This is a genomic window from Rhabdaerophilum calidifontis, from assembly GCF_008641065.1.
In the GTDB taxonomy this organism is placed as follows: Bacteria; Pseudomonadota; Alphaproteobacteria; order Rhizobiales; family Beijerinckiaceae; genus Rhabdaerophilum; species Rhabdaerophilum calidifontis.
Map to the genome: position 1 here is coordinate 38,864 of NZ_VTRS01000004.1, position 22,186 is coordinate 61,049.

At 67.7% G+C, this 22,186-nt stretch carries 23 protein-coding genes; 14 read left to right on the forward strand and 9 right to left on the reverse strand.

Annotation, left to right across the window (positions count from 1 at the left end; genetic code table 11):
• Nucleotides 1–150: 150 nt before the first annotated feature.
• The 7 genes from FWJ24_RS08355 to soxA form a co-directional block, all read right to left on the reverse strand.
• A complete protein-coding gene (locus FWJ24_RS08355) occupies nucleotides 151–1,437 on the reverse strand; it encodes an ATP-binding protein (protein ID WP_150287364.1) in 1,287 nt (428 codons plus the stop codon).
• The gene (locus FWJ24_RS08360) at nucleotides 1,430–2,458 is read right to left on the reverse strand and encodes a lysylphosphatidylglycerol synthase domain-containing protein (protein ID WP_246155618.1); all 1,029 of its coding nucleotides are present in this window, start codon (nucleotides 2,456–2,458) and stop codon (nucleotides 1,430–1,432) included. Before FWJ24_RS08360 ends, FWJ24_RS08355 begins: the two co-directional genes overlap by 8 nt.
• 168 nt (nucleotides 2,459–2,626) lie before the next feature.
• A complete protein-coding gene (locus FWJ24_RS08365; protein WP_150287365.1) occupies nucleotides 2,627–2,998 on the reverse strand; it encodes an ArsR/SmtB family transcription factor in 372 nt (123 codons plus the stop codon).
• Nucleotides 2,999–3,041: 43 nt separating this feature from the next.
• Nucleotides 3,042–3,395, reverse strand: coding sequence for a thioredoxin domain-containing protein (locus FWJ24_RS08370; RefSeq protein ID WP_150287535.1), 354 nt, complete (start codon nucleotides 3,393–3,395; stop codon nucleotides 3,042–3,044).
• A 179-nt stretch (nucleotides 3,396–3,574) separates the two neighbouring features.
• Nucleotides 3,575–4,867, reverse strand: coding sequence for a DUF3422 family protein (locus FWJ24_RS08375; protein ID WP_150287366.1), 1,293 nt, complete (start codon nucleotides 4,865–4,867; stop codon nucleotides 3,575–3,577).
• Nucleotides 4,868–4,935: 68 nt separating this feature from the next.
• Nucleotides 4,936–5,559: a sulfur oxidation c-type cytochrome SoxX gene (gene soxX, locus FWJ24_RS08380; protein WP_150287367.1), complete on the reverse strand. Its 624-nt coding sequence runs from the start codon at nucleotides 5,557–5,559 to the stop codon at nucleotides 4,936–4,938.
• A 10-nt stretch (nucleotides 5,560–5,569) separates the two neighbouring features.
• The gene (gene soxA / locus FWJ24_RS08385) at nucleotides 5,570–6,397 is read right to left on the reverse strand and encodes a sulfur oxidation c-type cytochrome SoxA (protein WP_150287368.1); all 828 of its coding nucleotides are present in this window, start codon (nucleotides 6,395–6,397) and stop codon (nucleotides 5,570–5,572) included.
• Between the two features lie 292 nt (nucleotides 6,398–6,689).
• Here soxA and soxY point away from each other — a divergent pair, with 292 nt between their 5' ends.
• From soxY to FWJ24_RS08420, 7 genes are all read left to right on the forward strand, one after another.
• Complete coding sequence (gene soxY / locus FWJ24_RS08390) at nucleotides 6,690–7,151, forward strand: thiosulfate oxidation carrier protein SoxY (RefSeq protein ID WP_150287369.1); 462 nt, start codon at nucleotides 6,690–6,692, stop codon at nucleotides 7,149–7,151.
• Nucleotides 7,152–7,167: 16 nt separating this feature from the next.
• Entirely contained in the window at nucleotides 7,168–7,497 is a 330-nt protein-coding gene (gene soxZ / locus FWJ24_RS08395) for a thiosulfate oxidation carrier complex protein SoxZ (protein ID WP_150287370.1), read from the forward strand.
• A gap of 85 nt (nucleotides 7,498–7,582) precedes the next feature.
• Nucleotides 7,583–9,277, forward strand: a complete 1,695-nt coding sequence (gene soxB, locus FWJ24_RS08400) for a thiosulfohydrolase SoxB (protein ID WP_150287371.1) — start codon at nucleotides 7,583–7,585, stop codon at nucleotides 9,275–9,277.
• A 20-nt stretch (nucleotides 9,278–9,297) separates the two neighbouring features.
• Complete coding sequence (gene soxC, locus FWJ24_RS08405; protein ID WP_150287372.1) at nucleotides 9,298–10,569, forward strand: sulfite dehydrogenase; 1,272 nt, start codon at nucleotides 9,298–9,300, stop codon at nucleotides 10,567–10,569.
• The gene (locus tag FWJ24_RS08410; protein ID WP_150287373.1) at nucleotides 10,553–11,209 is read left to right on the forward strand and encodes a c-type cytochrome; all 657 of its coding nucleotides are present in this window, start codon (nucleotides 10,553–10,555) and stop codon (nucleotides 11,207–11,209) included. The genes soxC and FWJ24_RS08410 overlap by 17 nt, the downstream gene beginning before the upstream one ends.
• The gene (locus FWJ24_RS14725; protein WP_206110816.1) at nucleotides 11,202–11,573 is read left to right on the forward strand and encodes a c-type cytochrome; all 372 of its coding nucleotides are present in this window, start codon (nucleotides 11,202–11,204) and stop codon (nucleotides 11,571–11,573) included. The genes FWJ24_RS08410 and FWJ24_RS14725 overlap by 8 nt, the downstream gene beginning before the upstream one ends.
• Nucleotides 11,574–11,612: 39 nt before the next feature.
• Nucleotides 11,613–12,881, forward strand: coding sequence for an NAD(P)/FAD-dependent oxidoreductase (locus FWJ24_RS08420; protein WP_150287374.1), 1,269 nt, complete (start codon nucleotides 11,613–11,615; stop codon nucleotides 12,879–12,881).
• 20 nt (nucleotides 12,882–12,901) lie between these two features.
• On the opposite strand, the gene prmB is transcribed toward FWJ24_RS08420, so the two are convergent.
• Entirely contained in the window at nucleotides 12,902–13,843 is a 942-nt protein-coding gene (gene prmB / locus FWJ24_RS08425; RefSeq protein ID WP_150287375.1) for a 50S ribosomal protein L3 N(5)-glutamine methyltransferase, read from the reverse strand.
• A 237-nt stretch (nucleotides 13,844–14,080) separates the two neighbouring features.
• Between prmB and FWJ24_RS08430 the strand changes: the two genes are divergently transcribed.
• The 5 genes from FWJ24_RS08430 (at nucleotide 14,081) to dapE (ending at nucleotide 19,411) form a co-directional block, all read left to right on the forward strand.
• On the forward strand, nucleotides 14,081–15,568 hold the full coding sequence (locus tag FWJ24_RS08430; protein ID WP_150287376.1) for a circularly permuted type 2 ATP-grasp protein: 1,488 nt from the start codon (nucleotides 14,081–14,083) through the stop codon (nucleotides 15,566–15,568).
• Between the two features lie 10 nt (nucleotides 15,569–15,578).
• Nucleotides 15,579–16,520, forward strand: coding sequence for an alpha-E domain-containing protein (locus FWJ24_RS08435; RefSeq protein ID WP_150287377.1), 942 nt, complete (start codon nucleotides 15,579–15,581; stop codon nucleotides 16,518–16,520).
• Between the two features lie 26 nt (nucleotides 16,521–16,546).
• The gene (locus tag FWJ24_RS08440; protein ID WP_150287378.1) at nucleotides 16,547–17,377 is read left to right on the forward strand and encodes a transglutaminase family protein; all 831 of its coding nucleotides are present in this window, start codon (nucleotides 16,547–16,549) and stop codon (nucleotides 17,375–17,377) included.
• Nucleotides 17,378–17,453: 76 nt separating this feature from the next.
• On the forward strand, nucleotides 17,454–18,203 hold the full coding sequence (locus FWJ24_RS08445) for a proteasome-type protease (RefSeq protein WP_150287379.1): 750 nt from the start codon (nucleotides 17,454–17,456) through the stop codon (nucleotides 18,201–18,203).
• A gap of 44 nt (nucleotides 18,204–18,247) precedes the next feature.
• Complete coding sequence (gene dapE / locus FWJ24_RS08450) at nucleotides 18,248–19,411, forward strand: succinyl-diaminopimelate desuccinylase (protein ID WP_150287380.1); 1,164 nt, start codon at nucleotides 18,248–18,250, stop codon at nucleotides 19,409–19,411.
• Between the two features lie 16 nt (nucleotides 19,412–19,427).
• Here dapE and FWJ24_RS08455 read toward each other — a convergent pair whose 3' ends face one another.
• Entirely contained in the window at nucleotides 19,428–20,636 is a 1,209-nt protein-coding gene (locus tag FWJ24_RS08455) for a DNA recombination protein RmuC (protein ID WP_150287381.1), read from the reverse strand.
• Between the two features lie 95 nt (nucleotides 20,637–20,731).
• On the opposite strand from FWJ24_RS08455, the gene def reads away from it, so the two are divergent.
• Together def and fmt are read left to right on the forward strand one after the other, a co-directional pair.
• Nucleotides 20,732–21,253 carry a peptide deformylase gene (gene def / locus FWJ24_RS08460; protein WP_150287382.1) on the forward strand — a complete coding sequence of 174 codons (522 nt, stop codon included), beginning with the start codon at nucleotides 20,732–20,734 and terminating at the stop codon, nucleotides 21,251–21,253.
• Nucleotides 21,250–22,185, forward strand: a complete 936-nt coding sequence (fmt, locus tag FWJ24_RS08465) for a methionyl-tRNA formyltransferase (protein ID WP_206110817.1) — start codon at nucleotides 21,250–21,252, stop codon at nucleotides 22,183–22,185. Before def ends, fmt begins: the two co-directional genes overlap by 4 nt.
• Nucleotide 22,186 lies beyond the last annotated feature (1 nt).

A 22,186-nucleotide genomic window follows, 5' to 3' on the forward strand; every position in this document is an offset into this window, starting at 1 on the left:
CGACGCGCCGAACAACGCCTTAATTTTCATAGGCTCTCTCCTGTTGGAACGGGCGCGGCGACAGGCCGCGCGACGGGGATCCGTGCGTTCACCCGCGGTAATAGCCGCCTGAGATGACGGTTAGATGACAGTTTTAAGAATTGAAATCACTCAGGTTTCCGGAAGGTCGCGCTTGCCCGGCAAAATGATTGTGAAGGTCGAGCCCTCGCCCAGCCGGGAGTCGATCGCCAGCCGGCCGCGATGGCGGGTGACGATGTGCTTGACGATCGCGAGCCCCAGGCCGGTGCCGCCCTGATCGCGGCTTTCATTGACATCGGCACGGTAGAAACGCTCTGTCAGGCGGGGCAGGTGTTCGGCGGCGATGCCGGGCCCGAAATCCCGTACGGCCAGCAGCACGCCCTCCTCCGGCGCGTCGGTGCGGGACATCCGGATCTCGACCCGGCCGCCACTCTGGCCGTATTTGATGCCGTTCTCGACCAAATTCTCGACCACGCGCACCAATTCGTCGCGATCGCCGATCACGACCATCGGCGCCTCGGGCACGTCGAGCACGAGGGTCACGCCGCGATCGCGCGCGAGCCCGCCCAGCGCGTCGCAGACCGAGCGCACGAGCAGGGCGAGATCGACCGGATCCGACGGCGGGATATGCGCACTGAGCTCGATCTTCGACAGCGAGAGCAGATCCTCGATCAGCCGCGCCATGCGCCGGGCCTGCGCCTCCATGATGGCAAGGAACGCGGTGCGGGCCTGCGGATCGTTCCGGGCGGCGCCCTGCAACGTCTCGATGAAGCCGAGGATCGAGGCAAGCGGGGTGCGCAGTTCGTGGCTTGCATTGGCGACGAAATCGACCCGCATCGCCTCCAGGCGCCGCGCGTCGGTGGTGTCCTGCATGAAGATCATCGCGAACGGCGCCCCGACCGGCGGACGCCGGCCGTCCGGCTCCAAAGCGAGGCGGCGGATCAGCACGTCGAAGCTGCGCTCGACCGGCACGCGGTCGATGATCGTCGCATGCGCCTCCGGCTCGGAGCGGACAACGGCCTCGATCGCGGCGATCATGTCCGGCGCCCGGATGCCGAAGGCCACGGGATGATCGTTGCGCAGCCCCGGGAAGGCGGCGAAGGCGGCTGCGTTGCCGTGCATGACGATGCCGCGCCGGTCGATCAGAACCGTGGGCGCGGAAATCGCGTCGAGCACGGCGTTGAGCCGCCCATCGCCGAGCACCGGCTCGCTGCGCGCCGTCTCGCCCCTGTTCGCCGCGAGATGGCCGTGCCGGGGAAAGGCCGCAAGCACGATCAGCAGCAGCAGCAAGGCGAGAAGCACCGTCAGCATCGGATAGCGCGAGCCGGGTGCGAGCAGGAGAATTCCGAGAATCAGCAGGATCGCCGCGATGCGGGCGAGGACGAGCCCCGGCGAGACCGCAGCCGGCTCCTCACGCATCGGGGCCGCGTCCCGGCGGCGCGGCGAGCTGCCGCTGGAGAATGCCGGCTCGGATCATGATCTCGCGCGTCCCGAGCAGGATCAGCGCCAGCACGAAGGGCAGCAGATAATAGCAGAGGCGATAGACAAGCAGCGCGCCGAGCAGCGCCTCGCTCGGCACGCCGGGCAGCGCCAGCAGCATCGTCGCCTCGAAGACCCCGATCCCGCCCGGCGCATGGCTCGCGATGCCGAGCAGGCAGGCGAAGACATAGGCCGCGAGCATGGTGGCGAAGGGCACCTCGGCCGCCGGAGGCAGGAGCACATAGAGCACCGCCGCTCCGGCGCAGACATCAGCCGCACCGAGCGCCATCTGCTTCAGCGTCACGTCGAGCCCGGGAAAGCGCAGCGCCCAGCCCTGGACGATCGCGGAGCGGCCGCCGCCGCGCGCGACCAGCAACAGGTAGAACCCGACCGCGCCGAGGACCGCCGCGCCGAGCAGCATGTTGAGCGCCAGCGGAAGCCGGGTGAAGGCCGAGGCGGCGCCGGGCAGCAGGATCATCACCGCGCCGAGCACCACGCCCATGCCGAGCCAGAACGTGATGCCGGCGATCAGGGTCAGCGAGGCGATGGCCTTGGCGCCGAGACCGACCGAGGAATAGATCCAGTAGCGCACCGTCGCCGCCGTCAGCAGCGGGAAGCCCATCGTGAAGCTGACGGCATAGCTCGTGAAGGAGGCCAGGGCGGCGATCCGGTAGGGGATGGCCAGCGTCGTGACTTCCTTGAGCGCGATGCGGTCATATCCGGTCAGCATCAGGTAGGAAAGGGCGGTGAAGGCAAGCGCCAGCCCCACCTGGCCGGCGCTCGCCCGCGCGAAGGCAGCCCGGACCTCAGCCGCCTCCAATTCGCCGATCACCACATAGAGCACGACCAGCGAGAGCGCGAACAATGCCAGACTGGCAATGGTGCCCGCGATCCGCAGCAGACGCGCGCGCCGCGCCCGCTGGCCCGCCGCGATCGGCGCTGTCTCGCTTGCGTCGTTCATGCACCCTCCGGACGGGCCGGCTCCATGCCGACCCGGCGGCTCCCGGCGCCGGTATCCGCTATGGTCGCGCCGAGGTCAACGGGGCATGCGGGGATGATCGGCCGGCAATCCCGTCGCTCCGGCGCCGCGCGCCGCGGCGGAAGCGCCGGGGCGCGCGAAGCGGCCGCTTCAATCCGGCTCGCCGGCGGGCGGCGCACAGAAAATCTTGTAGATCACCGAGATCACCGCGCGCACATCGTCGTTTGCGAGGCTGTAGAAGATCGCCTTGCCCTCACGCCGGGCCTGGACGAGACCGTCGAGCCGCAGGCGGGCGAGCTGCTGCGAAACCGTCGGCTGGCGCAGCGAGAGGATGGCCTCGAGATCGCTCACCGAACGCTCCTTCTCGGCGAGCAGGCAGAGCAGCAGCAGGCGGCTCTCGTGGCTCAGCGCCTTGAGGAAATCGCTGGCCTTGCGGGCCTTGCGCATCATCTGATCGAGTTCGGGGGAGAAATCCCCGTCCTCCTGCGCGTCCGGTTCCGGGTTGGTCCTGAGCGGGGCCATACGATCCATTTCCGTTAATGCCGGATCCGAGAACCCGGCCGTCTCATTCCGCCGCGCCGAGCCGCGCGATCAACGGCTTCAGCAGCCCCCAGAAGGCATCTTCACCGGCATAACCGGTGATCCGCCCGATCTCGCGGCCGCCGTCGAACAGCACGAAGGTAGGGGAATAGAAAACCGGCTCCCGCATGTCGAGCCCTGGCGGCAGCGGCCGCTCAAGGCTGACGCGGCGGAGCGGCGCGCGCCTGCCCTCGTCCGTGAGCGGGTAGATGGGACCGATCTCGCGCTCCCAGCGCAGGCACCAGGGACAGCCCGCGCGCTCGAACATCACCAGTTCCGCGGCCGCGGCCGGCCGCGCCGCGAACAGGAGCCATGCCAGCACCGCGCCGGCCGCCGCCATGAGGCCGTGCCGGGCCGGGGAAGGCGGCAGGGCGATGCGCGGAACGGTGGAATGCGGGACGACAAGGCCAGGGCGCACAGGGTCGCTCTCCGGGAACGGACGGACCACCAATATAGCGCTTTTGGAATATGTCTGCCAGCCCCGCCCTGCCGAAGCGGGACGCCCGAGCGCCGCCGGGCTCAATGCCGAGAATCGTCCGGGCCGCGGCGCAGCCGGCGCATGACGACCCACATCAGCGCCACGATCACCGGCACCGAGAGCCCCATCGCGAGATCGAGCGGCAGCGGCAGCACTTTCGCCTCCTTCGCGCCCTTGAGCAGATAACCGGCGAGGCCGACGACATAATAGCTGATCGCGGCAACCGAGAGCCCTTCGACCGTCTCCTGAAGCCGGAGCTGAAGCCGCGTCCGCTCGGCCATCGCCGCGAGCAGGGCGTTGTTCTGCTTCGCCAGCTCGACATCGATGCGGGTGCGCAGCAGCCCCGAGGCGCGTGTCAGGCGCGCGGCGAGGCCCGCCAGATTGTCCTCCATCCGCTCGCAGGTGCGGAAGGCCGGCGCATTGCGCCGCTCGAGGAAGCTTGCGATCGCCGGCGCCGAATCCCCGGCCGGCTCCGCCATCGTCGCCAGCCTTTCGGCGAGGATCGCGGCATAGGCGCGGGTCGCACCGAAGCGGAACGTGGTCCGGGCGATTTCGGATTCCACCCTGGCGGTCATCATGGTGAGCCGCGCGAGCAGCGCATCGCCATCGCTGAGGCTCTGGCGGTGGACGAGTTCCGCGGTCAGTTTCGCCAGCCCCTGCTCGACATCGCGGATCACCGGGCCGATCCGCTGCGCCTCGGGCAAGCCGAGCAGGGCCATGGTGCGGTAGAACTCGATCTCGGTGATGTCGCGCGCCAGCGCCCCGAGACGGCGCTCCGTCATGCCGTGATTGACGACCACCACGCGCACGAACCCGCCCTCGTCCGGCGCGAAATCCGAGGCGACTTCGGCCATGCCCGTCTCGATGCGCGAATGGGAGAGAATCGATTGCCGCAACCGCTGCATGGCTTTCTCGCGCTCGGCTGCCTCCACGAGAGCGATGTCGATCGAGGCAAGATGCGGCCCCGGCTGCTCCGGCAGCGGCAGGGAACGCATCAGATCCGCGGCCGGCGCCTCGAACCGGGCGTGCTCGCCGGCCAGCAGGAACACGAAGGTCATGAACTCGGTATGCTCCTCCCAGCGGAAGAGCCCCTGCGGCAGATCGTGGCGATGGTGCCGCGCGCCCTCGGGCGCCGGCGAGCGGCCATGCGAACGCGCGAAGGCATCGAGCCGCTCGCGCAGCTTCTCCGCCGGCTCCGCGCCGCGCAGGAAGGCGAGCCCGATGAGCCGGGCCGGCGCGGCGAAGGGGAAGAACGGCCGCGAATGCGCCTCCGTCAGCACGGCGTGCCGGGCGGGATGCGGCTCGAAGGGCGGGGTGGACGCGACAGAAGCCATGAACAATCCGGGTGGAACCGCCGGCGGGGCCGGCGATCCTCCTTATGCCCCGAAATCCGGGCGATTGGCTACTTGTTCACGGGCGAAGCGGGGTCGAACAGGAAGGCGGTGAGATCCTTCATCTGCTGCTCCGTCAGGAAGCCGTGATAGCCGAAGCGCGGCATGGTCGAGCAGGGCATGGTCGCCATGGAATTGTAGATCTTGGCATAGGCCGCCCTGGCCTCCTCGGGAGCGTAATTGCGCAGCTTGCCATAGCCCACGAGCGGGGGGCCAAGCGTGCCGTAGCTCAGCTCGGCGAGATCCATCTGGTGGCAGGCATAGCAATTCGCGCCATTGGTCATCGGCCGGTCGGTGAAGGTGCCGCCGCGACCGTCATTGGCGTATTTCTGCCCGGCCTTCCAATCCCCCAGCACGTTGCCATCGGCCGGGAAGCGGATCGTCGCGGCCTCGCGGGCGCGGACGCGCTCGAATTCGGCCTGCGGCAATTCGTTGCGGAAGCGCGAACAGGCCGCCTGCGTCTCGTCATAGGAGATGCGGTTCTCCCAGCCCTCGGGGCGTTTCGGCCACATCGCCTTCGTGACGCGTTCGAGCGCCGCCGGATCAGGGGGCGCGCCGACCTGCGCGACGGCCGGGGACAGGGCCGGGACCTGGGCGGCTAGCACGACCAGCGCGGCGAAAAAGAATGTCCTCATCATGCCCTCCTCAGCGCTTGATCGAAGGAACCTGGATCTCGCCGCCCTCGGCGGTCTTGACCAGATAGAGCGTCAGCGCGGTGATCCCCTCGGAGAGATAGACCGGTTCGGGCGTGCGCATCTGGCGGTAGCAATCCCACAGCCGGTGCTGCATCGTCCGCGTCTGGCTCTGGCTGACGCGGTAGGTCGGCCAGGACCCCATGGTCATCTGGGCATCCCGGCCGGGCTTGTTGAGCTGCGGCAGCGGCTGGAGGCGGATGCGCTTACCCTCCTCGCCATGGCAGGTGGCGCAGGAGAAATCCATGAAATCCGAGCGCCGGTAGAACAGCGCCTCGCCGATGGCATAGGCTTCGCGTTCCTTCGGATGGCTCAGCGGCACCTCGAACTTCATGCCGCTCGACTTGTTGGCGATGAAGGCGACGAGGTCCTCCATGTCCGAGACGCGCCCCGGAGCGCCGAAGCGGCGGCGCAGGATATCGGCCGTGTCGAGCCCCTGGATCGTCTCCATGCAATGCTTGAGACGCTGCTCGAGGTCCATCACCTGATCGACATCGGCGAAATAACGCGGCAGACGCGCGAAGGCCCCTTCAAGCTTGCCGGGCCCCATGCCGAGATCGCAGGTCTCGAGGCTCGCATTCCGCGCGCCGCGCTTCTGCGTCCACAGCGCTTCGCCGCGATCGACATTGAGGAACCCCGGGTTGGACATCGGATCCGACATCATCTGCCGGTATTTCTCGAGTTCTTTCTCGGTATCCACAGCCTGTTGCGCCGGCGCGCTGCCGGCGGCCAGCAACAGGATCGCGGCGCACGCCGCCACGCATCCGCGTCTTGTCCGCATCGTTCTTCCCCCCTCCAGCCGGCACCGGAGATTTCACCGCCTTCCAGCGAATGCGACACCGAACGGACTTGGCGTCCGCAGTTGATCCGCTAGTCTGGCAGTAATCGGTGCTGCCTCTTTTCTTATCCGTCTTTACATTCACGAAAGCGGATGTATTGATATGTCCAGCTTGAGGGAGGAAACCGGTCGTCGTCAAGAGGCGGCCGGAAAATGCGGAACCAACCGCCCCGGACATTATCGGGAACCGGAGATATCCGGCCCCCGGGGATTGCCGGAAACCAAGGAGAACGAGATGGCTCTTCACAAGGCCGTTACCCGTCGCGATGCATTCGCCCTTCCGGCGATCGGCGCCGCGGCCCTGATGATCGCGCCGCGGCTGGCGCATGCCGATGCAGCCGCGGTCGAGGCCGAGATCAGAAAGCTCTACGCCGACAGGAAGCCGACGGATGGCCGCATCAAGCTTGATGTGCCGCAGATCGCCGAGAACGGTCTCGTCGTGCCGATCAACATCGAGGTCGAGAGCCCGATGACCGCGCAGGACCATGTGAAGGCCGTGCATGTCTTCGCGGATGGCAATCCGCTGCCGGGCGTACTGAGCTTCCGCTTCACGCCCGAGAGCGGCAAGGCCGCAGCCTCGGTGCGCATGCGACTCTCCCAGACGCAGAACATCATCTGCATCGCCGAGATGGCGGGCGGCGCGCTCCACAGCGCCAGCGCCAATGTCAAGGTGACAATCGGCGGCTGCGGCGGCTGAGCAGGGAGGAACGAGGATGAGCACCAAACCCACGCCGCGTATCCGGGTTCCGGGCAACGCCAAGGCCGGCGAGATCATCGAGATCAAGACGCTGATCAGCCACGAAATGGAATCCGGCCAGCGCAAGGATCAGGCCGGCAAGACCATCCCGCGCAAGATCATCCATGGCTTCACCGCGGCCTTCAACGGCAAGGTCTTCTTCGAGGCGACCTGGCACCCGGCGATCTCGGCCAATCCGTATCAATCCTTCTTCTTCAAGGCGCAGGAGAGCGGCGAGTTCACCTTCGCCTGGAAGGATGACGACGGCTCGGTCTACGAGGCCAAGGCGAAGCTGGCCGTCGGCTAGGCGACGGCGCGGCCCGGGCCGCGCCGCCATTCCAGAACAACCGCAACGCAGGCGCGCAGGGTCTTCCCCGCGCGGAGGGAACCGCATGATCTCACGACGCGATTTCCTGCAGGCAGGCGCGGCCGCCGCGGCCTTTGCCGGCGGCTCGGCCTCACTCGGCCGGCTTGCGGCACAGCAGCGGCTGGGCGAAGCCGAGTTGCTGCGCTTCGAGCCGCTCGGCAATGTCACGCTGATCCATCTCACGGATCTGCATGCGCAGTTCATGCCGCTCCATTTCCGTGAGCCCTCGATCAATCTCGGCATCGGCGAGATGAAGGGGCGTGTGCCGCATCTCACCGGCAAGGATTTCCTTGCCCATTACGGCCTGGCGCCCGGCTCGGCGATGGCCCATGCCCTGACGAGCGAGGATTTCGTCGCGCTTGCGCGGAATTACGGCCGCATGGGGGGACTCGACCGAATCGCGCGGGTCGTCGAGGCGATTCGCGCCGAGCGCGGGGCGGAGCGCTGCCTGCTGCTCGACGGCGGCGACACCTGGACGAATTCCTGGACCTCGCTCCAGACGCGGGCGCAGGATATCGTCGAAGCGATGGCCCTGCTGAAGCCCGACGCGATGACCGGGCATTGGGAATTCACGCTCGGCGCGGCACGCGTCGCGGAACTCACCAAGAGCCTCGGTTTCCCCTTCCTTGCGCAGAACGTACGCGAAAGCGAATTCGACGACCGCGTCTTCGAGCCGCGCCGGAGCTTCGAGCGGGGCGGCGTCCGGGTGGCGGTGATCGGCCAGGCCTATCCCTATACCGGCATCGCCAATCCGCGCTGGATGTTCCCGGACTGGCGTTTCAGCCTCAAGGACGAGGACGTGCAGAAGGAGGTCGATGCCGCGCGGGCGGAAGGCGCGGGGCTCGTCGTGCTGCTGTCGCATAACGGGTTCGATATCGATCGAAAGATGGCATCCCGCGTGCGGGGAATCGACGTCATCCTCACCGCGCATACGCATGATGCCCTGCCCGAGCCGGTGACGGTCGGCCGCACCCTGCTCATTGCCACCGGCAGCCACGGCAAGTTCGTCTCGCGCCTCGATCTCGATATCCGCGCCGGAGAAATCCGGGATTACCGCTATCGCCTGATCCCGGTCTTCTCCGACGCGATCCGGCCGGATCCGGCGATGGCGGCGCTCATCGCGGCGAAGCGGGCGCCGTTCGCGGCGGAACTGGCGCGGGTGCTCGGCCGCACCGAGGGGCTTCTCTATCGCCGCGGCAATTTCCAGGGAACGCTCGACGACCTGTTCACCGATGCGATGCTCGCGGTGCGTGATGCCGAGATCGCGCTGTCCCCCGGCGTGCGCTGGGGCGCGAGCCTGCTGCCGGGGCAGGATATCACCTTCGAGGACGTGACCAATGCCTGCGCCCTCACCTATCCGAACTGCTATCGCACGACGATGACGGGCGCGCAGATCAAGCTCGTCCTCGAGGATATCGGCGACAACATCTTCAATCCCGATCCCTATGCCCAGGGCGGCGGCGACATGGTGCGCGTCGGCGGGCTCGGCTTCACGATCGACCCTTATGAGCGCCAGGGGCGCCGGATCTCGGAACTCACCCTGCTGCGCGACGGCCGGCCGCTCGATGCCGATCGTGCCTATGTCGTCGCCGGCTGGGCCTCGATCAACGAGGATACGCAAGGTCCGCCGATCTGGGATGTCGTCAGCGAACATCTCGCCCACCGGAAGGTGGTGACGCCCCGGCCCCTCGGCGCCGTCCGCCTCGCCGGAACCCCCTGACCCCCTGCCGGAGGAACGCGATGCCCGATAATCCGCCCCCGCCCGCCAGCAGCCGCCGCCGCTTTCTCGCCGCCGCCGCAGGCGCCGGCACCGCGCTTGTCGCGGGCGGCGCGCGAGCCCGAACGACCCCAGACCCGCACATCACCGAGATCCAGGACTGGAACCGGTATCTCGGGGACGGCGTGGCGGCGCATCCCTACGGCAAACCCTCGAAATTCGAGCGCCATGTCATCCGCCGCGATGTCGAATGGCTGACGGCGAGCCGCGAGAGCTCGGTCAATTTCACGCCGATCCACGCGCTCGACGGTATCATCACCCCGAACGGACTGTGCTTCGAGCGCCATCACGGCGGCGCGCCGGAAATCGACCCTTCCAAGCATCGGCTGATGATCAACGGTCTGGTCGAGAAGCCGCTGGTCTTCACGATGGAGGATCTGAAGCGCTTCCCGGGGCGGATGAACCGGGTCTATTTCCTCGAATGCGCGGCCAATGGCGGCATGGAATGGCGTGGCGCGCAATTGAACGGCTGCCAGTTCACCCACGGCATGATCCACAACGTGCTTTATACCGGCATTCCGCTGAAAGCGCTGCTCGACGAGGCCGGCCTGCGGACCAGCGCGCGCTGGATCATGCCCGAGGGCGCCGATTCCTCCGCCATGACGCGCTCGATCCCGATCGAGAAGGCGCTCAAGGATTGCATGGTCGTCTGGGGCATGAATGGCGAGGCGTTGCGCCAGGAACAGGGCTATCCGCTGCGAATCGTCGTGCCGGGCTGGGAAGGCAATATGTGGGTAAAATGGCTGCGCCGCATCGAGGTCGGCGACCAGCCCTGGCATCATCGGGAAGAGACTTCGAAATACACCGATCTCCTCGCCGATGGCCGCGCCCGCCGCTTCACCTTCATCATGGACGCGAAGAGCGTGGTGACGAGCCCCTCGCCGCAGGCGCCGCTCGTCGCGCGCGGGCCAAACGTAATCTCGGGGCTCGCTTGGTCGGGCCGGGGCACGATCACCCGTGTCGATGTCTCGCTCGATGGTGGCCGCAACTGGACGACGGCCCGGCTCGACGGCCCGGTCCTGCCGCTCTCGCTCACGCGCTTCTATCTCGATTTCGACTGGGATGGCCGCGAACTGCTGATCCAGTCGCGCGCGATGGACGAGACCGGCTATGTCCAGCCCGGCAAGGCCGAGCTGCGCAAGGTGCGCGGGCTTAATTCCATCTACCACAACAACGGCATCCAGACATGGCTGGTGCGCCCGGATGGGGAGACGGAGAATGTCGAGGTTTCGTAAAGCGCTGCTCGCCGCCTTCGCGGCGGCTCTGGTCGCCAGTCCGGCGCCGGCGAAGAAGGCCGGGCTCGGCCGGCCCGCCCTGCCCGAGGAGATTGCAGCCTGGGACATCGACGTGCGACCGGACGGTGCCGGCCTGCCGCCCGGACGCGGCTCGGTGAAGCAGGGCGAGGCGCTCTATCTCGCGCGCTGCGCCTCCTGCCATGGCGAGTTCGGCGAGGGCGCGGGGCGCTGGCCGGCCCTTGCCGGCGGGCATGGCTCACTGCGGGGCGAGGCGCCGGAGAAAACGATCGGCTCGTTCTGGCCCTATCCGACGACGGCGTTCGATTACATCCGCCGCGCGATGCCCTATGGCGATGCCCGCTCGCTGAGCGACGACGAGGTCTACGCCATCACGGCCTTCCTGCTGCATCAGAACGATGTCGTGGCGGCCGATTTCGTGCTCTCGAAGGAAAATTTCACCACGGTGAGGCTCCCCAACGAAGCTGCCTTCTACGGCGACGACCGCGAACAGGCAGAACGTCACTTCTGGACGCAGGAGCCTTGCATGAAAAACTGCAAGCCCGATGCTAAGATCACGGGCCGCGCACGGGTGATCGATGTGACGCCCGAGGATGGCAACAAGGGTCTGAAGGTTGAGTGAGCGCCGTTTTCTCTCCCGACATGCCCGCGCAATCGGGCTCAGCGGCATCGCGGCGCTTCTCGCGCTGGCGTCGATGGCACCGGCCTGGGGCGAGAAGCACAGGCCGCGCGGCGATGCCGCCTTCGGCGAATATCTGTCATCGCTCTGCGTGACCTGCCATCAGGCGAGCGGACAGGCCACCGCCGGCATTCCGCCGATCGTCGCCTGGCCGGAGGACCAGTTCATCGCCGTGATGCATTCCTATCGCGACAAGCAGCGCGAGAATATCGTGATGCAGAACATCGCAGCACCGCTTAGCGACGAAGAAATCGCCGCGCTCGCCGCCTATTTCGGCGGGCTCGCCATCCGACCCAAGATCCAGTGAGAAGACGATGACGGGCATGAACCCGCACGGGAGGAAAACATGATCAACCGCAGACAGATCCTCGCCGGCGCCGCAGCGCTCACCGGCACGCTCGCCGCGCCGATGGTGCGGGCCCAGGGCAAGCCGCGCGTCGTGGTGGTGGGCGGCGGGGCCGGCGGCGCGACGGCGGCGAAATACATCGCCAAGGACAGCCAGGGCGCGATCAAGGTCACCCTGGTCGAGCCGAAGGACACCTTCACCACCTGCTTCCATTCCAATCTCTATCTCGGCGGGTTCAAGAGCTTCGACGAGATCACCCATCGCTATGACAAGCTGGCCTCGGCCTATGGAATCCGCCATGTCCGGCAATGGGCGACAGCCGTGGACCGCAGCAAGCGCGAGATCGTGCTCGCCGATGGCAGCCGCCTCGGCTACGACCGGCTCGTCCTCGCGCCCGGCATCGACCTGAAATACGACAGCGTTCCCGGCTGGGGAAAGGATGCCGAGGAGGTGATGCCGCATGCCTGGCTCGCCGGCCCGCAGACGCAGCTGCTGCGCCGGCAACTCGACGCGGTGAAGGATGGCGGCGTGATCGTGATGATCGCACCGCCGAACCCGTTCCGCTGCCCGCCCGGCCCCTATGAGCGCGTCTCGATGATGGCGCATCAGCTCAAGGCATCCGGCCGGACGCGCGCGAAGATCTTCGTGCTCGACCCCAAGGAGAGCTTCTCGAAACAGGGGCTGTTCCAGCAGGGCTGGGAACGCCATTATCCCGGCATGGTCGAATGGATCGGCCCGAAGGTCCATGACGGGATCAAATCGGTCGATCCGAAGACGATGACGGTCACGACCGGCTTCGAAACCTACCGGGATTGCGCGCTCGTCAATGTCATCCCCGCCCAGAGCGCCGGCAGGATCGCCCGCGATGCCGGGCTTGCGAATGCCTCGGGCTATTGCCCGATCGATCCCGAGAGCATGAAATCCACGCTTGACCCCGCGATCTTCATCATCGGCGATGCGTCGATCGCCGGCGACATGCCGAAATCCGGCTTCTCCGCCAACAGCCAGGCCAAGGTGGCGGCGATGGCGATCCGGGGCGAATTGACCAATTCCCGCACCTTCCCGGCGCGCTATGCCAATACCTGCTGGAGCCTGATCGCACCGGATGACACAGTGAAGGTCGGCGGCCGTTACGAGCCGAAGCCCGACAAGATCACCGCCGCCGAGACCTTCATCTCCAAGACCGACGAAACTGCGGAATACCGCCGGCAGGTCCAGCAGGAGAATATCGGCTGGTATGCGGGCATCGTGGCCGACATGTTCACCTGAGGGCGGCGCCCCGGCCGGGATCAGCCGGGCAGATCGGGGCGCGCGAGCCAGAACACCTCGCCCTCGCTCTCCTCGGTGTCGAGCCAGAGGAAGGGCGTGTCGGGAAAGGCCGCCTCCAGCGCCGGGCGGCCGAGCCCCACTTCGCAGAGCAGGCCGCCGCCGGGCCGAAGCCGCGCCTTCGCGCCCGCCAGGATGCGGCGCACGATATCGAGTCCGTCCTCGCCGCCCGCCAGCGCCATTTCCGGCTCGTGGCGGAATTCGGCCGGCAGCATGGCCATGGTCTCGCGATCGACATAGGGCGGGTTGGTGAGGATCAGATCGTAGGTCTCGTGCCCGAGCGGCGCATAGAGATCGCCCTCCAGCAGCCGGATGCGCGCCTCGAGCCCGTAATCGGCGATGTTCTCGCGCGCCAGCGCCGCCGCCTGCGGAGAGAGTTCGACGGCGTCGATCGCGGCCTCGGGGAAGGCATGCGCGGCGAGGATGGCAAGCGAGCCGCCGCCGGTGCAGAGATCGAGCACGCGCTCGACCGCGTCCGGCGCCGCCACGAGCGCCGCCGCGCCACCCGTGCCGTCGAAGAGCGGCGAGGCGAGCAGATCGGCGATGAAGGAGCGCGGCACGATCGCCCGCGGATCGGCACGGAAGGCGAAACCGCGCAGCCAGGTGCGGCCGGTGATATAGGCGGCCGGCATCCGCGTCTCGATCCGCCGGGCGATCCGCTCCCCGAGCAGCGCCTTCTCGCGCGCGGTGAGCCGGGCATCGGCGAAGGCGTTGAAATCGTCCACCGGCAGGGACAGGCTTTCGAGGATCAGGAAGGCGGCCTCGTCGAGCGCCCGCGTGGCGCCGTGGCCGTGATGCAGCCCTGCCGCGGCGAAAGCCGAGACGGCGTAGCGCAGCACGTCACGCAGCGTCACGAGTTCGGCGATCTCGGCGCGGGGAGCGGCGGGCGGCAGCGGTTCGGACATCTGGGGCATCGCGGATCGGGGTTGGGCGGGCATCCGGCCCGTGTCGGGCGCCGGGTATAACGGCAAATCGGCCGGCCGACCAAGGGCGGCATTGTATTCGGCGCCGCTTGCCGCACAATGCGGTGCACGAGGACACAGGCGGCGCCCGCCGGCAACCGGCGGGGCCTTTGGCCCGGCGCTTGCTGCTTCCTCTTGGCCGACGCGACAACAACCCGCGCGGCATCGGGGAGGGATGGAATGGCAGGCCCGGCGGCGTTCGACGAAATGGGCGGGATCGATGCTCCACCGCGGCCGGCCTATGCCGAGATCGCGGCCTGGTTCCGTGAGGCGAGCCCCGACATGATTGCCAACCGCAAGGCGGAGGCCGAGGCGTTCTTCCGGCGCATCGGCATCACCTTCGCGGTCTATGGCGACGAGGAGGGCGCCGAGCGCATCATCCCCTTCGACATCCTGCCGCGCATCCTCTCGGCGACGGAATGGCAGCGCCTCGCCGAGGGGCTCGAACAGCGCGTGCAGGCGCTCAACGCCTTCATCGGCGACGTTTACGGCGCGCGCGAGATCGTCCGGGCAGGAATCGTACCCGAGGATCTCATCCTCGCCAACCCCGCCTTCCGGCCGGAAATGACGCGAATCCGCCCGGCCAAGGGGCTCTACTGCCATGTGGCGGGGATCGATCTCGTGCGGACGGGGCCGGAATGCTTCCACGTGCTCGAGGACAATTGTCGCACCCCCTCCGGCGTCTCCTACATGATGGAGAACCGCGAGGCGATGCTGCGCCTCTTCCCCGAATTGTTCTCAAAACTGCGGGTCAAGCCGGTCGATCAATATCCCGAGGACCTGCATGCCACGCTGCGCTCGCTGGCGCCGGCGACATCCCCGGGCGAGCCGACCGTGGTGGTGCTGACGCCGGGGCCCTACAATTCCGCCTATTACGAGCATTCCTTCCTCGCCGACCGCATGGGCGTGGAACTCGTCGAGGGCCGAGACCTCTTCGTGCGCGGCAACATCGTCTACATGCGCACGACGGAAGGGCCGCAGCGCGTCGACGTGATCTACCGCCGCATCGACGACGAATATCTCGATCCCCTCGCCTTCCGGCCGGATTCGACCCTCGGCGTGCCGGGGCTGATGTCTGCCTACAAGGCAGGCAATGTGACGCTGACGAATGCAGTGGGCACCGGCGTCGCCGACGACAAGGCGATCTATTCCTACATGCCGGAAATCGTCCGCTTCTTCACGGGGCGGGATCCGATCCTCGCCAATGTCGAAACCTGGCGCTGCCGGGAGCCTGCGGCGCTCGATCACGTGCTCGCCAATCTCGCCAAGCTGGTCGTCAAGGAGGTCAACGGGTCCGGCGGCTACGGCATGCTCGTCGGCCCGCACGCGACCAGGGCGCAATGCGAGGCCTTCGCGGCGAAGATCCGCGCCAATCCCGAGAATTACATCGCCCAGCCGACGCTCGCGCTCTCGACCGTGCCCGCCTATGTCGAGGAGGGGCTCGCGCCGCGCCATGTCGATCTCCGGCCCTTCGTGCTGACGGGGGCGGACCGCGTGCGCATCGTGCCCGGCGGGCTTACGCGCGTCGCGCTCAAGAAGGGCTCGCTGGTCGTCAATTCCAGCCAGGGCGGCGGCACCAAGGACACATGGGTGCTGGAAACCGATCCGCCGGAAGCGGGGCCGGGCGCGGATGCCCCGGCGCCCGCGCAAAACCAGACGAACGGGTGAGGGAACGGCCATGCTCGCCCGGACCGCCGACAATCTCTACTGGCTTTCCCGCTATGTCGAGCGCGCGGAAAGCCTCGCGCGCATCCTCGACGTGGCGCTGCGCCTCGCCACCCTGCCCTCGGCCTATGCCGGCACCTCCAACGAATGGGAGAGCGCCATCGCCACGGCCACCTGCCGCGACCTGTTCTATGAGACGCATGCCGAGGCGACCCAGGCCGCCGTCACCCGCTTCCTGATCGCGGGGCCGACGAACCCCTCCTCGATCCGCACCTGCATCGAGACGGCGCGCAACAATGCCCGCGCCGTGCGGACGGCGATCACCACCGAGATGTGGGAGATCCTCAACGAGGCGTGGAACGACATCAAGCGGCTCAAATTCGAAAGCCTCAACTCGAAGGATCTCGCGAGATTTCTCGCCTATGTGCGCGAGGTCTCGCTGCGCTTCGACGGCGCCGCCTACCGAACCATGCTGCGCACCGACCATTTCTGGTTCCAGCGGCTCGGCATGTTCGTCGAGCGCGCGGATACGACCGCGCGGCTTCTCGACGTCAAATACCACGTGCTGCTGCCGGAGGCGGAGCCGGTGGGCGGCGGGCTCGATTATTTCCAATGGTCGGCGCTGCTGCGCGCGGTCTCGGCGCTCAATTCCTACCACCTGATCTACCGGCAGGGCATCAAGCCCTGGCTGGTGGCGGATTTCCTGATCCTCAAGCCGGAGCAGCCGCGCTCGCTGATCTTCTCCTACGAGAACCTGAACCGCGTGCTCGACCTGCTGGCCGACCGCTACGGCCGCCAGGGGCCGAGCCAGCGCCTCGCGTGGCAGATCTATGCCGGGCTCCAGAACCAGGACGGCGACACCCTGTTCCAGACCGGTCTGCACGAGTTCCTGGGCCAGTTCATCGCGGATAACAACCGGCTGGGGCTCGCGATCAGCGAGCAATACCTGCAATAATCGGCCTGACAACCGGAACCGGCGCGATGCGGCTGAAGCTCAGGCACGAAACCACCTATGAATACGCAACGCCGGCGCGCGGCGCGATCCAGATCCTGCGGCTGACCCCGCGCAATCACGATGCGCAGTTCGTCCGCCGCTGGCGCGTCGAGATCGACGCCGATGGCCGGCTCGACCGCGACGAGGATGCCTATGGCAACATCACCCATACCTTCTCGATCGACGGGCCGCTGCATGCCCTGCGGGTGCTCGTCGATGGCGAGATCGATGTCGAGGCCAGCGCCGGCATGGTCCGCGGGGCGTTCGAGCGCTTTCCCGTCTCCTATTGGGCCGGCGCCACGCGGCTGACCGAGGCCGACCCGGCCATCGCCGGCTTCGCCGCCGATCTCGCAAGCCAGGAGGGTGGCGACCGCTTCGCCTTCCTCCACCGGCTCGTGGCGGCAATCTATGCGGATTTCACCTTCGATCTCGACGAAACCCATGCCGCGACGACCGCGATCGAGGCCTTCTCGTCGCGCAAGGGTGTCTGCCAGGATTTCGCGCATGTCTTCATCGCGGCGGCACGGTCGCGCGGCATCCCGGCGCGCTATGTCTCGGGCTATTTCTTCCGCTCCGATACCGTGGAGCAGGAAGCCGGCCATGCCTGGGCCGAGGCATATGTGCCGGAGATCGGCTGGATCGCCTTCGACCCCACGCATGGTATCTGCGCCGACGAGCGCTTCATCCGGCTCGCGATCGGGCGCGATTACCTCGAGGCCGCGCCGATCCGCGGCTCGCGTCTCGGCGGTCTCGGCGAGGCCATGGCGGTTTCGGTCACGCTCAGCGCCGCCACGCGGGCGCATGCCGCCCAGCAATGAGGGGCGCTGCGGCCGGCTTCCTTCGCCCGCGCGGCTGCCGTAAAGAGGCGCCGATGCGACCAATGCCGGAACAGCCATGACCTATTGCGTCGGAATTCTCACCGAGGCCGGGCTCGTGATGATCGCCGATACCCGTACCAATGCCGGGCTCGACAACATCGCGACCTTCCGCAAGCTCCACATCTTCCGCGAGCCGGGGCGCAAGCTGTTCGCGCTCGCCACCGCCGGCAATCTCGGCTTCACCCAATCGGTGATCTCGATCCTGCGCGAGGGGCTCGAGCGCGCGGACGGGCGCAAGGAGACGCTGCTTGACCAGGCATCGATGTTCGAAGCCGCGCAGTTCGTCGGCGAGGTGATCCGCCATGTCCACCGCGTCGATGGCGCGGCGATCGAACAATACGGGTCCTCCGTCGAGGTCTCGATGCTGCTCGGCGGCCAGATCGCCGGGCAGAGCCTGCGGCTCTTCATGCTCTATCGCGCCGGCAATTTCATCGAGGCGACGCCCGACACACCCTATCTCCAGATCGGCGAGCACAAATACGGCAAGCCGATCCTCGACCGGGCCGTGACGCATCGCAGCGAGCTTTATGACGTGCTCAAGCTCGGCCTGATCTCGATGGATTCGACCATGCGCTCCAATCTCGGCGTCGGGCTGCCGATCGATATCCTTGTCTTGCGCCGCGATGCGCTCGTCCCCGAAGTCGAGCACCGGATCGATGCCGGAGAGCCCTATTTCCACGATCTGCGCGAGCGCTGGTCGGCCGCCCTGCGCAAGGCCCACAACGATATCCCGCCTCCGCCCTACGGGCCGAACGCGAAGCCCTGAACCATGCCCTGCCTTCCCGATGCCCTCATGAGCGGAAGCCCGCGATGACCGAATTGTCCCGCGCCGCGCGCATGACGCGCGATCTCGTCGCCTGCCCCTCCGTCACGCCCGCGGAGGGCGGCGCGTTGGCGCTGATCGAAGGCTGGCTCGCCCCCTATGGCTTCGCGGTCCATCGTCCGGTCTTCTCCGGTTCGGACAGCTATCCGGTCGAGAACCTCTATGCCCGGATCGGCGCGGGCCCCTGCCTCGTCTTCGCCGGGCATACCGATGTCGTGCCGCCGGGCGATGCGGCGGGCTGGCTCCATCCGCCCTTCTCCGGCGCGGTGTTCGGCGGCGCGATCCATGGCCGCGGCGCGCAGGACATGAAGGCGGGCGTTGCCGCCGCGCTCGCCGCCGTTCTCGACCATCTCGACCGGCACGGGGCGCCGGAGCGGCATGCCATCGCCTTCCTGATCACCGGCGACGAGGAGGCCGATGCCGTCAACGGCACGGCGAAGCTGCTCGAATGGGCGAAGGCACGCGGTGAACGTTTCGATGCCTGCCTGCTCGGCGAGCCGACCAATCCCCGCGCCATGGGCGACATGATGAAGATCGGCCGGCGCGGCTCGCTGTCCGGCGATCTCACCGTGGAGGGGGTGCAGGGGCATGTCGCCTATCCGCAACTCGCCCGCAACCCGATCGACGGGCTGGTGCGGCTGATGACGGCGCTCAAGGCGATGCCGCTCGATGCCGGCACGCCGCATTTCCTGCCCTCCAACCTTGAATTCACCTCGGTCGACGTCGGCAACGCGGCGCGCAACGTGATCCCGGCCCGCGCGGTGGCGAAGTTCAACATCCGCTTCAACGATCGCTGGACCAGCGCGAGCCTCGCGGCCGAGCTGCGCCGCCGGCTCGATGCCGTGAACGACGCGCCCGATTTCACGCTCGTCTGTCACCCCACCAATGCCGAGGCCTTCCTCACCGCGCCCGGCCCCTTCGTCGAGCTGGTCGCGCGCGCGGTGGAAGCCGAGACCGGCCGCCGCCCGGAGCTTTCCACCACCGGCGGCACCTCCGATGCGCGCTTCATCCAGGCCCATTGCCCGGTGGTGGAATTCGGAACCGTCGGCGACACGATGCACAAGGTCAACGAGCGCGTGGCGATCGCCGATATCGACACGCTGACGGCCATCTATGGCCGGGTGATCCGCGCCTTCCTCAAGGGGAACTGAGCAGGCCGGACGGCCCTCAGCCTGCCGGACGGCGGAACGGCAGCGCCGTGGCCGCGCCGGCCTCCACGCCCTGCGGCGCAGCGATCGGGGCCGTTTCTTCCGCGCCGCCGAAATCGAGCTGCTCGATCCGGTCGCCGCGTCGCACGACCTTGTCGGCCGAAATCGTGATGCCCGCGACATCCTCCTGCGCCTGCCGGAAATGCTGTTCGAGCTTGCCCGCGCGCTCGGCAAGGCGACGGACATCCTCGACAAGCCGGCCGATCTCGCTCTGGATCAGCCGCGCCTGCTCGCGCACGGCGGCATCACGCACGATCGAGAGCGCGACCTGCACCGCCATCATCAGCAGCGAAGGCGAGACGATGATCACCCGCGCGCGATGCGCCTTCTGCACCACATCCTCGAAGCGCTCGCTGAGTTCGGCGTAGATGCCCTCGGAGGGCACGAACAGCAGCGCGATATCCTGCGTCTCGCCCGGCAGCAGGTATTTGTCGGCAATATCGCGGATATGAGCGCCGAGATCGGCGCGCACGCGCTTCTCCGCCGCCGCCCGCGCCTCATCCCCCGTCGCCGCGCGCAGGGCCGCGAAGCCCTCGAGCGGAAATTTGGCGTCGATCACCAGCGGCCGGTCATCCCCCGGCAGGTCGATCACGCAATCCGGCCGAGCCCGATTGGTGAGCGTCGCCTGGAAGCGATAGGCCTTGGCGGGCAGCGCGTCGCGGATGATCGCCTCCATCCGCCCCTGACCATAGGCGCCGCGCGCCTGCTTGTCGGCGAGCACGGCCTTGAAGCTCAGGACCTCGCTCGTCAGGCCTTTCAGGTCGGCCTGGGCGGCGTCGATGACCGCGAGGCGCTCGTTAAGCCTGCCGAGCGTTTCGGCATGGCGGTTCTGGAATTCGCCAAGCGATTGCGTCGTCGCCGCGCGCACGGAATCGAGCCTTTCGCTCAGCAGGCGCGCGAGATCCGCCTGCCGGGCGCCGAAGATCTCGGCCAGCGCCTGCATGCGTCCGGTCATCTCGGCCTGGATCTGGTTCATCGCAGCGACCTTGTCGTCCAGCTCGCGCTGGCGTTCGGCCGCGGCCGCGGCCTCCAGCGCCCGGCGGCGGGCGGCGCCGGCATTCTGCCAGAGGAGCGCGACGAGCAGGACGAGCGCCAGCGCCCCTGCGGCAACGAAGGCATGAAGCGCGGAAATAGGCGTGCCGCCGATGACAAGGAGAATTTGATCCATGCCGGAAACCCTATCCGATTCTCTTTAGAACATAATAAGAACATATTGACCCGCCCTCCGGCAATGCCTATGTCGGTCGGTCAGAAAGCGAAGCCATGGCCATCCGTCCCCTCGTCATCGTTCCCGATCCGCAATTGCGGCTGATCTCGAAACCCGTCGAGCGCATGGACGCGCCGATGCGCCGGCTCGTGGATGACATGTTCGAAACGATGTACGACGCGCCGGGAATCGGGCTCGCGGCGATCCAGATCGGCCAGCCGCTGCGGCTCGTGACGATGGATGTCTCCCGGCGCGACGATTCGAAAGAGCCGATGGTGCTCGTCAATCCCGAGATCGTCTGGGCCTCGGAGGAGATGCGGGAGATGGAGGAGGGCTGCCTCTCGATCCCCGAATATTACGAGACGGTCGCGCGGCCGGACCGGGTGCGGGTGGCCTTCCGCGACGTCGATTTCAACCCGCGCGAGATCGAGGCCGAGGGCGTGCTCGCCACCTGCATCCAGCACGAGATCGACCATCTCAACGGCGTGCTGTTCATCGATTACCTCTCGAAGCTGAAGCGCGAGCGGGTGATGCGCCGGTTCCAGAAGCTCGCGCGGCACAAGGACGACGTGGCGTGAGCCTGCGGATCGTCTTCATGGGGACGCCGGATTTCGCCGTCCCGACGCTGACGGCGATCCTCGGCCAGGGGCATGAGGTCGTCGCCTGCTATACCCGCGCCCCGGCACCGGGCGGGCGGCGGGGGCTCGAGACGGTCGAGAGTCCGGTTCATCGCATGGCTGCACGGTTCGGCATTCCGGTACGCACCCCCGTGAGCCTGCGCGGAGTTGCGGAACAGGCGGAATTCGCCGCCTTTGGCGCCGATGCCGCGGTGGTGGTCGCCTACGGGCTCATCCTGCCGAAGCCGGTGCTCGACGCGCCGGTGCTCGGCTGCCTCAATCTCCATGCCTCGCTGCTGCCGCGCTGGCGCGGCGCGGCGCCGATCCAGCGCGCGATCATGGCCGGCGATGCCGAGACCGGCGTGATGGTGATGCGGATGGAGGAAGGGCTCGATACCGGCCCGGTGGCGCTGGCGGAACGCGTGCCGATCGCACCGGATGCCGATTCCGGCCAGATCCACGACCGGCTGATGGTGATCGGCGCCGACCTCATGGTGCGGGCACTGGCCGCCCTCGAACGCGGATCGCTGACCTTCACGCCGCAGCCGGACGAGGGCGTGACCTATGCCGCCAAGATCGCCAAGGCGGAATGCCGCATCGATTTCACGCGACCGGCCCGCGCGGTGCACGACCAGATCCGCGGGCTCGCGCCGTTTCCCGGCGCCTTCCTTGAATATGAATGGCAGCATGCGCTCAAGCGGATCAAGGTTCTCGCGGCGAGGCCGGCCGAGGGGCGGGGCCCACCGGGCACCCTGCTCGGCCCTGACCTGACCATTGCCTGCGGCGAGGGCGCGATCCGGCTCCTGCGCGTGCAGCCGGCTGGCCGCGAGGCGATGTCCGCCGCGGACTTCCTCAACGGCCAGCCGCTGCCGCCGGGAGTGAGGTTCGGCTGAA

What these genes read in the sequence shown, in the direction of transcription:
- FWJ24_RS08355 (WP_150287364.1), bottom strand. Translation starts at nt 1,437, where the DNA reads ATGCGTGAGGAGCCGGCTGCGGTCTCGCCGGGGCTCGTCCTCGCCCGC.
- FWJ24_RS08360 (WP_246155618.1), bottom strand. Translation starts at nt 2,458, where the DNA reads ATGAACGACGCAAGCGAGACAGCGCCGATCGCGGCGGGCCAGCGGGCG.
- FWJ24_RS08365 (WP_150287365.1), bottom strand. Translation starts at nt 2,998, where the DNA reads ATGGCCCCGCTCAGGACCAACCCGGAACCGGACGCGCAGGAGGACGGG.
- FWJ24_RS08370 (WP_150287535.1), bottom strand. Translation starts at nt 3,395, where the DNA reads ATGGCGGCGGCCGGCGCGGTGCTGGCATGGCTCCTGTTCGCGGCGCGG.
- FWJ24_RS08375 (WP_150287366.1), bottom strand. Translation starts at nt 4,867, where the DNA reads ATGGCTTCTGTCGCGTCCACCCCGCCCTTCGAGCCGCATCCCGCCCGG.
- soxX (WP_150287367.1), bottom strand. Translation starts at nt 5,559, where the DNA reads ATGAGGACATTCTTTTTCGCCGCGCTGGTCGTGCTAGCCGCCCAGGTC.
- soxA (WP_150287368.1), bottom strand. Translation starts at nt 6,397, where the DNA reads ATGCGGACAAGACGCGGATGCGTGGCGGCGTGCGCCGCGATCCTGTTG.
- soxY (WP_150287369.1), top strand. Translation starts at nt 6,690, where the DNA reads ATGGCTCTTCACAAGGCCGTTACCCGTCGCGATGCATTCGCCCTTCCG.
- soxZ (WP_150287370.1), top strand. Translation starts at nt 7,168, where the DNA reads ATGAGCACCAAACCCACGCCGCGTATCCGGGTTCCGGGCAACGCCAAG.
- soxB (WP_150287371.1), top strand. Translation starts at nt 7,583, where the DNA reads ATGATCTCACGACGCGATTTCCTGCAGGCAGGCGCGGCCGCCGCGGCC.
- soxC (WP_150287372.1), top strand. Translation starts at nt 9,298, where the DNA reads ATGCCCGATAATCCGCCCCCGCCCGCCAGCAGCCGCCGCCGCTTTCTC.
- FWJ24_RS08410 (WP_150287373.1), top strand. Translation starts at nt 10,553, where the DNA reads ATGTCGAGGTTTCGTAAAGCGCTGCTCGCCGCCTTCGCGGCGGCTCTG.
- FWJ24_RS08420 (WP_150287374.1), top strand. Translation starts at nt 11,613, where the DNA reads ATGATCAACCGCAGACAGATCCTCGCCGGCGCCGCAGCGCTCACCGGC.
- prmB (WP_150287375.1), bottom strand. Translation starts at nt 13,843, where the DNA reads ATGTCCGAACCGCTGCCGCCCGCCGCTCCCCGCGCCGAGATCGCCGAA.
- FWJ24_RS08430 (WP_150287376.1), top strand. Translation starts at nt 14,081, where the DNA reads ATGGCAGGCCCGGCGGCGTTCGACGAAATGGGCGGGATCGATGCTCCA.
- FWJ24_RS08435 (WP_150287377.1), top strand. Translation starts at nt 15,579, where the DNA reads ATGCTCGCCCGGACCGCCGACAATCTCTACTGGCTTTCCCGCTATGTC.
- FWJ24_RS08440 (WP_150287378.1), top strand. Translation starts at nt 16,547, where the DNA reads ATGCGGCTGAAGCTCAGGCACGAAACCACCTATGAATACGCAACGCCG.
- FWJ24_RS08445 (WP_150287379.1), top strand. Translation starts at nt 17,454, where the DNA reads ATGACCTATTGCGTCGGAATTCTCACCGAGGCCGGGCTCGTGATGATC.
- dapE (WP_150287380.1), top strand. Translation starts at nt 18,248, where the DNA reads ATGACCGAATTGTCCCGCGCCGCGCGCATGACGCGCGATCTCGTCGCC.
- FWJ24_RS08455 (WP_150287381.1), bottom strand. Translation starts at nt 20,636, where the DNA reads ATGGATCAAATTCTCCTTGTCATCGGCGGCACGCCTATTTCCGCGCTT.
- def (WP_150287382.1), top strand. Translation starts at nt 20,732, where the DNA reads ATGGCCATCCGTCCCCTCGTCATCGTTCCCGATCCGCAATTGCGGCTG.